Here is an 11,473-nt window from a genome sequence, read left to right on the forward strand (position 1 = left end):
GGGTATTGGCGTTACAGTAATAGTACCATCATTTGGTACTCCAACAAAGGAAGCCGGATGAACTGAACCAACGGTAAGTGAATTCGATTCTGGTGCACGAACAATATAACCAACTCCCGGTGTCATCGTATCAATGCCATTCATGTGCGATACCCATCCGATAAAAGGATCATAACTTTGGTACATATCTGCTGCTGTACCTGGAGATAGATCATGAAGGGTAAAACCACTAACAGGAGATGACCAATAGGTAAAATCATATCGTCGTAGCGCAACAGTATTACGTTTATAGGTTATCTTTCCACTGTTGTTGCTTACAATTGTGTTGGGACCCTGTACTAAACTGGCATTGTTGTTAAAAATAAGAGATCCCGTGCCTAAAACAGTAAGTGCATTGGTAACATTTAAAGTTACTCCCGATGGTACTGTCATACTAACACCTGAATTGATGGTACAGGAACAAGCATTCAGATCTGCTGTTATTGGGAATGCACTTGCAAATGTTACATTTTTGGTGGCATCAGGAAGACCGTTAGACCACATGCCGTTGTAAGTGGTAGAAGAAAAATCGTTTATAATAACATCATTTGTTAATGCAGATGTACAAGAGGCATTAGTTACTGTAAATTTGTATGTTCCAACTGATAGATTAGAAACTTTATAAGTTGCTCCTGATCCAGGAATACTAAAAGTTCCGGCTGTGCTACTTTGCGTTATTGTCCAAGCCCCCGAAGGCAAACCACTTAAATCTACGGTGCCTAAATTATTACACCCAACATTTACAATTGTTCCCACTGTTGGAGTCAATGGCAAGGGCTTAGTTGTTATAGTTACTATATTGCTTTCATTGTATCCACAACTTGTTTTAACATTATTCACATTTGGCATAGCGGTAGTAAATGAAACTAATCTTTTAAAACGACTTATGATATTAACTGTAGTTGTATTTTGTATTGCTGGCGGATCATAAGTTCTAGTTGTAGCACCCGGAATATTATTATAATTCACACCATCTGTAGAAAGCTGCCATTGAAAATTAAGCTGAGGATTTTGTAAATTGACATCTGCTAAAGTATATTGTAATGATCCTTCTATGATACCCGGATCTTCATTTGAACAAAAATTAACTATCGAAGGAGCTGTAATATTATTTGAGTTTGCATCAAATGCTATCATTGTAAAACCAACAACATTTTCACCTGCATTTTCGTAGTAATCAAATACAAAATCATCATCTCCATCTAAATAAACAAGAACATCATTATAGGTCGTTGAACCTTGCTCCCCCCATCTGTCAAAGATTTTTGTGTTATTCATGAACAAACGGATCCCATCATCACCTGTTAGACGAATTATATAACAACCTGATTTATTAGTCTTCATTTTATATCTTACAGCAAATCCTTCTGTAAAAATGCTGGCTCTTTTCACTCCACCTGAATAAACTGCAAAACAATTTTCATTTCCTCCAAATCCCTCACTTATAGTTTCGGATCCAACATTATAATATCCTGCATAATTAGAAGACAATAGATCTGGCGATATACCACCGGCATTATAAATATGACCTATCCATGTATTTAGACCATATTCGTTTTGTGATTCTAATGTATTGCCTCCTCCAGTTAAATCAAGTGTTAAAACACCTCCTGTTGTGCCAGCATTTGCACAATTTGCTCCTGCCGTTAAGAGTATTTTTACTTGTCCCGAAAAAGTGGGTATCCAATCTGTAATTGATGTGCCGTTAGTACCACTATTACTAATAATAAGGGCATCATTAGAGGCGTTATAAACAGACAAAAATTCATTAAATCCAGAGAATACATCACCAACTTTAAATGTAAATTTATAGCCCTTCACCACATTTAGTAATGCGTATTGCCCTGAATTAACATTTGCTGTTGTAATAGTATTACTATTGTCAATACAAAAAGTATAGTTGTCTACAGGTGCACCACTTAAAGAATTAACTGTTACGGTAGGAGTGTCTGTCATTTGTATCGGACACGAGTTTGATGTTAAAGTTGCTAAAACATTAAAAGTTGTAGTTGCAGATAGATTTCCTGTAGGTAATTGCAGAACACCTCCATTACCTAGCATTGATGCACCGATAAGATTATTAGAGGCATCTCTTAATTGATATCTTGTTGTATTTAATGATGCAGCGACATTAATATTAGTACCGGTTCCTGTGCAAATTGTTGAATTTACAGCAGAAATCGTTTTATTATCAGGTGACGCTACTATAGTTTGAGTTGGACTAACAAAAGCAATATTTCCCGGTCCTACACCACCATTATTATCTTTAAACCATGTTACCCCTTCATAAACAACATCAAAACTTATATTATTTGAGCCTGCATCAAGCTTTGCTCCATAAGCAGTAACTGTTCTTTTTGAAGCAGTAATATTAAAATAAAATGTTTTAGTTTCTCCTGGAGCTAAATTTTGAGCATCCACTCTCACATGATAATCATTCCAAATTGTGCTAGTTTCTCTATTCCATTTAATACCAATGTTAAAATCTTTACCACCACCATCTGCCCACGGAGCAGATCCAATATTTTTTATGACTACACTTACTGTTCTTGTCTCACCAGCACACCATGTACTAGAGCCTGTATTAGCAGATATTATTTGGCTTTTATAATAAGGCTTGGGTTTTAGTGCTACTAAGATTCCACCACTTTTCTGTGCAGTAGAAAGTGTTACAGTACCATTTCCTGTACTACCTGCTGTAGATTTAATTGCCCAAGCTGCTCCTACCGTAGCTCTACCTCCAGAATCACTTTTTTGATTGTCATACAATTCGACTAATCCCCCTGGCGAATTAGTGGACCAAATATTATCCCATGTAGGAGAAGATTCTGCAGCTTGACCAAACATAATAACAGCTGCATTATTAGTGACTGTATTGAGACTTGTTGCAATTACATCTCTCGTGTTATTATTTGGAGCATATATTTGTGGTGAATTAACATCAAATGGTGATGCTCCCGATACATCAACTCCAGAAAAAGCTACGATTGAACCTACAGCACCAATTACATTAGTAAGTTCAAAAGTGTAATTATCTGGCTCAGATGCTAGTGCAACTTTATACAGTACAGCTCCAACACGAGAGCTAGTTCCTAAATAAACAGCACTAATAGGATTCCATCCTGATAAACCGGGAATGTATCCCTGTCCTGAAATTTCTTCTGCAATATTTACAATCATAACATCACCTTCAACAACTCCAGCTGGTTTGCTGATTTTCAAAGAAGTTGTTGCTGTTGTTGCTGTTGTGCTCCCCCCTCGTTGGGCAATTTGTCCAAATGCAAAATTTGTCAGCAACAATAAGGCAAGACAAAACCATTTTGAAGTTACACTTCGTTCGTTTTTAAAAAAATCTATAAAAAATAAAAAATTTGAGAAAAGTAATTTTTTCATCATATAACTAGTGGTATTTATATTTTAAATTTGTTTTTTTTAATTCTATAAAATGAAAAAGCATCTCTGTTTAAAGAATCGATATTTGCATTTATTAGTTTTAACAGTTATAATTTATTCTAACGTGTTGTATGTTAAGAGATAAAAAAATGTTAAATTTTAACAGCAAAAATATCATAATTCTACACATATACAACATTTTAGCCATAGACTTTTTGAGAAAAACAGAAAAAAGCTACGTAATTTTAACAACTAATTGATTATTTTTAGCAATAACCGTTAAAAAGAAAGAAAAAACTCATGAATAATATTTTCACAGTAAAAGAAGCAATATTAAAATTAGAACATTTTTGTGCTTATCAGGAACGTTGTCACGCCGAAGTAGTTTCGAAATTATACAGCCTTAAAATGTCTCTCGATGAAATCGATTTTATTGTCGTTCAGCTAATTGAAAATAATTTTCTAAATGAAAGCCGATTTGCCTGTAGTTTCGCCAGAGGCAAACACCGAATTAAAAGTTGGGGAAAAATTAGAATTATAAATGAACTAAAAGCAAGACATATTTCTTCAGTCAATATTACGCTTGCGTTAAAGGAAATTTCCCCTGAAGAATATGAAATTACTTTCGAAGAATTATCAGAAAGATGCTGGAGGTCCACGCAGGAAAAAAATGTACTTAAAAAAAGAAAAAAGTTCTGTGATTATATGTTAAGAAGAGGTTACGAAAGTAATTTGGTTTATGAAAAAGTAACACAATTAGAGAAAGATTTATAAAATTAAACTGAGAATTTAAGACACTTAAAACATCGCTATTTTCTTACAATCTAATAAGTTATAAAATATAACTTTTTTGCGAATTATGAGATCAAACGACGTTTTTTACAACTATACGTTTAAAAAGATATCAATTTTTACTAAAATTTTACTATTTTTCTTATATTTCAAAAGCTTGATTTATAAGAAATAACATAAAATGTTAATTTTTATAATGTAGTTTGTCGATTATTTTAACATTTCATCGATTAAATAGGCTTTCTAAAAACCCTCTACTTTTCCAACACGTAGATGTATCTATATTTGTTCGGGCAAAATTTATCCTATGCCAACATAACAAATTGTATAGAAAACATTTATATGAAAAAAACTCTACTTTTATTTTTATTGTTACCGGTTTTAAGTTTTGCTCAGGTTGTTGATTTAGCTTCTTGGTCATTAACCTCAAACGGAGGAGCGACATCTCAAAGTTATGTGCTGGCAGGAACACTAGCAGGACCATCACAAGCGTCTGATACTCCATTGTCTTACAATGCATCAGGATTATTAGCTCAGGGTTGGGTTGATGCTAATTTTCAACATTACAAATATTTTGACATTTCTATCGCTCCTAAAGCAGGAAATGTAATAATGGTTTCTAATTTAATATTTCAGCAAGCTACGATTTCTAATGGTGGAAATGGACCTACAAACTATTCTATAAGATATTACATATCCGAGAATGGTTCTGTACCTAATACATTTGATTTTTATAATAATTCATTTTTATTACAGGGCGATCAGACCATTGCTGGAAATCCCAATAAAACGATTAAGGTAAATCAATCTTTAAACGCTAATCAACGACTAATTGTACGTTTTTATGCAAGAGGAGGTAATAGCTGGAATAATGATGTTGGATGGAGAATTTTAGCAAATACATTAAAATTTACAGGAAATACAATGGGGCCTCTTAAAGGACCTTATAAAGTTGGTAGTGCTTCTGATGCAGATTTTGCAACAATAACTGCAGCGGCTAATGCCTTAAATAATGTTGGTGTAGCTGGAGCTGTAAACTTTTCACTTGATAACACTCTTTACAATAATACCACAGGTGAAATTTTTCCTATAAAAATTAATACTTATACCGGAGGAGATACTTACAAAGTTACTTTTAGACCAAATACTGGAAGAACAGTAACTATTGAATCTAGTACTGGTTTTCCTCAGGCAATTTTTAAACTTGATGGAGCTGACAATGTTATTTTTGACGGAAGTAATAATTCTACAACCTCAAACAATCTAACTATTTCGAACAACAATACTTCAAACAACAATAGATCTGTAATTTGGATTGCAAGTCAAGGTGCATCTAATGGAGCAAATAATAATGAGGTCAGAAATCTTACTTTGCAACAATATTTTAAAGGAAATAATGACTACTCGGTTGGTGTTTTTGCAGGAAATACAGATGATGTTTCCAGCACAGCTGTTGCTGCTAACTCAGGTAATATAGTAAACAATGTAACTTTTAATAAAGTTGGTCAGGCCATTAGTGTAAACGGAAGTAGTAATTCTAGTTTACTGTCATTAGATTGGAAAATTCAGAATAACACCATCGGAAGCACAACTAATGCAGAAAAACCATACGTTGGTATTAATTTATTAAATCTTAAAGATTACGTAGTTTCAGGAAATAAAATAGATGGTATTTACCGTACTACAAATCAAACACAACATGCAGGTATTTATTCTGAAGGTTCAGTTAATGGAAATATTTTTAATAATTCGATCAGCAATGTAGTGAATACTCTTGGCGATGGAGCCCCTCAAAGTAGAGGAATCTATTTAAACGGAACTGGTACTAATATTTATAATAATACAGTTACTAATGTATCAGCTTCAGCCGGAACTAGTAGTAGCGGATTTTATATAAATGGAGGAAATAATACAATTTACAATAATATTATCAGTAACATTTATTTCACCAATAGTGATAATACTAGTCCTGTTCACGGGATTTATCTTAACTCGGGAGATGCAAACAAGATTTATTTCAATACTATTGCAATGAATAACAGTACCAATGTTAGTGGTTCATCTTGTTTGTATATTAATGCTGGAACAAATCTTGGGATTAAAAACAATATCTTTTATAATTCTCAAACTAAAGCAACACAGTTTTTGATAAACTCTGCGGTAGCCCATTCAGCAATTACTGAATTTGATTATAACAATTATTACGGAACAAATTCGGCGGTTAAAATTGGTAAAATTTCAGGTAATGAATATGCGACAATTGACCTTTGGAAAGATGCTTTAAAAACTACAAAAGAAACAAATTCACTAAATAACCAGCCTAATTTTATATCTGTAAATGTTCCAACTGATTTTCACTTGGTTCAAAACAACACCAATGCAGGTATACACGCAAAAGGTATTGCCATTTCAACTATTACAACTGATATCGACGGAGATCCAAGAGCTACACCACCAGACATGGGAGCCGATGAAATCTTTTATTGCGAACAAGGCGATAAGATTACTTATGGCGACAATTCCTGGATAGGATATGTCTATAAATGGACTGGAACACCAGCTCCTACAACTTATATTGGGTATGTGACTGAAAATACAATATTTGATAGAAATGTTGGGGCAGGACAAGTAAACGGAGCTTCAAGAACTATTTGCGGAGCTCCACCATCCGATAATTTCATGGTTCGTTATTTAATGAAAACCACAACCGTAGAAGGAACTTACAATATAACAGTTGGCGGAGATGATGGATATCGATTATATATTGATGGACAATTGATAAATTCAGCTACTAATTGGGGAGATCACAGTTATGTAACAAGCTCAATTCAGGTAAAATTAAGTGCAGGTGTACATAGTTTTATTTTAGAATATTATGAAAATGTTGGATCATCAAGAATTTCTTTTTCTTATGGATTGATAAAAGGAGATCCTTCAGTATTCGGCATAAATGTCTGGAATGTATATGGTTATAATACACCAAATTTTAACTTACCAGCAGCAACTTACGCAGGTACTTATTTAGATACAAAATTAGATATAAATACTACAAATTACTGGCCTAAAGAAAAATCTCCATCTTCTGCAACTACCTGGGAAGGTGCTCCAATGCCAATTGATAACTTTACAATATCATATAAAAGACAGGGGTTTCCTTGTGGAAGTTACAATATCCAGGTGATAAATTGTGATGATGATATGCAAATTTTTATAGATGAAAAACCAGCAGTTGTTTATACTGCCGGTGGAAATATAAACAATCCTGTACTTATCAACAGCGGTGCTGTTTATGCATTAAATTCAGCCTCAAAAGTTGAAATACGTCTTCGAGAAGATGCTGGTGATGCAAAAATGGCAGTTAGCTTCATAGATGTTCCCGTAACTTATAACGGATCCGGTACTGTACCAGTTAATACTTCTATTATTGTTAAAACAAATGCATCTTTAAATTCAAATATCGAAGTTTGTTCTTGTACAATCGATCCTGGAAAAACGCTTACAGTTCCTTTAGACAAAGTATTAACTGTAAAAGAAAATATTACCGTAGGAGCAGCCGGAAAACTTTTGATTGAAAACGGAGGTTCATTAGTACAAACTAATAAAAATGCAATTTACACAGGGGCTAATGATTCATTCGAATTGCAAAGATTAACTCAGGCAATGCGTTATTATGATTTTACTTATTGGTCGTCGCCAATTACTTTGGCATCTGGGTTTACTTTAAAAAAGTTATCTCCTGATACCGCTCCTGATATGTACCAGAGTTATAATCCATTTACCGGCTGGGTTTCGCATATGAATGGCGCAGCTTCAATGATACCTGGAGTTGGTTATATTGTTAGAGCTCCTGAAACAAGTTCAGCAACAGTAGGAGCAGTTTATCCTGCTTCATTTGTTGGAGTTCCGAATAATGGAGATGTGAATTTCACTCCGGTAGAGAATAAATTTAATTTAATTGGTAATCCATATGCTTCTCCTCTTGATGCGGCTGAGTTTATCAAGCAAAATAATGGTACAATTACAGGATCACTATATTTTTGGACTCATAATTCGGCTCCCGCAAATACAGATCCAAATAAACCTAACATATATTATTATACAAGTAATGATTATGCGGTATTTAATTTAACAGGAAGTGTTGCTACAGGATATACTGCAACAAGTACAGAAGCACCAAGTGATAAAAGTTCGGCTGATAATGCGCCAACCGGAAAAATTGCATCAGGACAAGGTTTCTTTGTAAAAGCGTTAACAAATACACCGTTAAAGTTTACCAATGAAATGAGGAAAGTAGCAAACAATACTCAGTTTTTTAAAACTAAAAGTTCAAATACTGAAGAGGGGCGTTTATGGTTAAATTTTACTAATTCACAAGGTGCCTTCAAACAAGTTTTAGTAGGTTACATAGACGAAGCAACGAATAATTTTGAGAATAATTACGATGCCCAAACCTTTAACGGAAATGCTTATGTAGATTTTTATAGTATAAATGATAATAAAAAACTTGCTATTCAAGGTCGTGCTTTACCATTTGATATAATTGATCAGGTTCCGCTAGGATACAAATCAACTATCGCGGGTTACTTTACAATTTCAATAGACCGCGCTGAAGGTTTATTAAAAGACCAACCAGTATTTGTAGAAGATAAGAATACCAAAGTAATTCATGATTTACGCACAAGTGATTATACTTTTACTACCGAAATAGGAACTTTTACAGATCGTTTCGTACTACGTTACAAAACAGATAAAACATTAGGCACAGGTGATTTCGAAAATCTTGAAAACGGGATTTTACTTTCAGTAAAAAATAAAGTTATAAACATTGTATCATCAAAAGAAAATATTAAAGAAGTAACTGTTTTTGACATTCTAGGAAAGATGTTATACAGTAAAAAGAAAGTTGGAAATACAGAACTTCAGATTCAAAACCTACAATCAGGTAATCAAGTCTTATTGGTCAAAATAACTTTAGAAAATGATTTTACAGTTTCTAAAAAAATAATACTCAATTAAGATAAACATAAAAAATATAAAAATCCGACAACAGTTGCTGTCGGATTTTTTTCGAATAACAATAAATCGAAATATTTTTAAATGATATAAATAAATTAAAAATAAGATACTAACAGACTAATCCCCTGTTAAGAAAAATAGTATCAAATAACTAGCCCAAAACCAAATCAAACCAAATTTCATGTCCCCAAAAATACTTTTACCTACTCGTTCTTTATTCATAAAAAATTTAGGATTTCTTTTTTTTCTGATTTCTGTGCAAATGTTTAGTCAGACTACAAATACAATTACCGAAATTCATACTGACTGGAAAGGATATTGGAAATCAAATGCTGCCACGCTTGCAGGAAACCGTCCTGATGATACTAATAATTTATTAGCCTTTAAATGGAATTCTGTTACTTATTCTACAGGGGTCAGTGATAATATTCTTAATACAAAAGGATTGTATTATAATCCTCAAAAATTTAGAGCTTTAAAAATACAAAGTCTCGGTTTAAGTAAAGATACTTATATACTACAAGGTTCAATGATAGACGGGCAATCTAATGCTGCAATTTTAGATCCAAAATTAGCAGGAACTGCTGCAACAGGAGCAGAACTTGCTTCGAGACTTACAGATGGTAGTAATGGTTTAAGTTTGGGTACTGGTGTCGCAAACATAGCCCAAGGTTTTGCCGAATTTAAAATTGGTACCAATAATCTAAATCTTTCAGGTATTAACGACAAAATCCCGGATTTAATTGTTACTCAGGTAGCGGAGCCGGGTAATATTAATCAATCGGATATTTTTAAATTTGTAGATGCAGCTGGGAAAACTGTAGGAAACGAAATATCAGTAGCTTTTACTTCAGTTCCTGCTATTGGCACTTACAGTTTAGATTTATTTAAAGCAGATGGAGGGACTAATAGTTTTACACCGGCTTCAACTAGAGATATAAGAATGCTAGGACTTGAAACCAGCTCTTTTGGTATAACAAATGCCAACGCTTCACAAGTTGATCGATTTGTCGTTAGTTTTTCGGGGAGTTCAGATTGTGCCTTTATTGCTTTTAATACGAATTCATTAAAATTTGCTGAATTAAGCCTGATCAAAACTGCGTCAATGTCTTCTTGCGGTAAAGTGGGAGATATAGTAACTTATAGTTTTGATATTAAAAATAGTGGAGATGTACCCATAACTGATATTTATATAACAGATCCATTACCAACAATATCAATATCAGGAAATCATATTGCTACACTGGCTCCTAAAGAAACAGCTAAAATAACAGCAACATATAAGATTACTGCAGCAGATGTTGCAGCTGGAAAAATTGTCAATTCGGCAAAAGTTACAGGAACTGATCCTTCTTTTAACATCGTTGAAGACATTTCAGGCACGGCGTATGACAACGATGTTTCTACAACAACAATTTTATTAGCTCCCCCAACAATTGGAAACGTTATGCACTTTTCTTGTAATTCACTGGGAAAAGTAATTTTAACTAATTTGCCTGAAAACGAAAACTGGACAATAACACAAAGTGGAACAGCACCGGCCAGTAAAACTGGAAGTGGGCCAACTTTTACGATCGAAAATCTTGCCGTGGGAACCTATAATTTTAGTGTCAAAACTATTTCGGGATGTAATTCACCATTAACAAATGATGTTATTATAAAAGACCAATCCTCAACCACTTATAACGGTACATGGTCAAACGGTCTTCCCGATGCTACAAAAAATGTAACATTTGCAAGTGCCTTTCCAATAACTGCCGATATGAATGCTTGTTCTTGTACGATTAATTCAGGAGTTACCATGACAGTATCTTCGGGAGTTACTTTAAATGTAACCAATGCACTTACTGTTTTAGGAACAGGATCTTTGATTTTTAACAACAATGCCAGCTTAATACAGGCACCAAATACAATTGTAAATAACAATATCGGAAACATAACCTATAAGCGCAATACTGTTGCAGTACGCAGATATGATTTTACCTATTGGTCCTCACCAGTTAAGAATTTTTTCCTTCATGATTTATCACCAGATACACCAGCAGATATGTACCAAAGTTATGATCCTTTTTCAGGATGGGTATCACACATGAATGGTGCAGATGCAATGATACCAGGAGTTGGTTACATCGTTCGTGCACCGGAATCCAATTCACTTACTGTAGGTTCAGTTCATCCGGCTTCCTTTGTTGGAGTGCCGAATAATGGTAATGTCAATGTAACGCCGGTAGAG

At 33.9% G+C, this 11,473-nt stretch carries 3 protein-coding genes and 1 pseudogene; 3 read left to right on the forward strand and 1 reads right to left on the reverse strand.

From position 1 onward, the window contains the following. Positions 1 to 3,435: pseudogene (locus FLACOL7796_RS07480) on the reverse strand (hypothetical protein); the annotation flags it as partial. A gap of 297 nt (positions 3,436 to 3,732) precedes the next feature. Between FLACOL7796_RS07480 and FLACOL7796_RS07485 the strand changes: the two are divergent. From FLACOL7796_RS07485 to FLACOL7796_RS07495, 3 genes are all read left to right on the forward strand, one after another. Further along, on the forward strand, positions 3,733 to 4,206 hold the full coding sequence (locus FLACOL7796_RS07485; RefSeq protein WP_173970192.1) for a regulatory protein RecX: 474 nt from the start codon (positions 3,733 to 3,735) through the stop codon (positions 4,204 to 4,206). Positions 4,207 to 4,566: 360 nt separating this feature from the next. Then, the gene (locus FLACOL7796_RS07490; RefSeq protein WP_173970193.1) at positions 4,567 to 9,240 is read left to right on the forward strand and encodes a T9SS sorting signal type C domain-containing protein; all 4,674 of its coding nucleotides are present in this window, start codon (positions 4,567 to 4,569) and stop codon (positions 9,238 to 9,240) included. Between the two features lie 181 nt (positions 9,241 to 9,421). Next, positions 9,422 to 11,473 (forward strand): DUF11 domain-containing protein (locus tag FLACOL7796_RS07495; protein WP_232067318.1); only part of this gene is annotated, 2,052 nt, incomplete at its 3' end.

Source organism: Flavobacterium bizetiae (genome assembly GCF_902804475.1).
GTDB classification, from domain to species: Bacteria; Bacteroidota; Bacteroidia; order Flavobacteriales; family Flavobacteriaceae; genus Flavobacterium; species Flavobacterium bizetiae.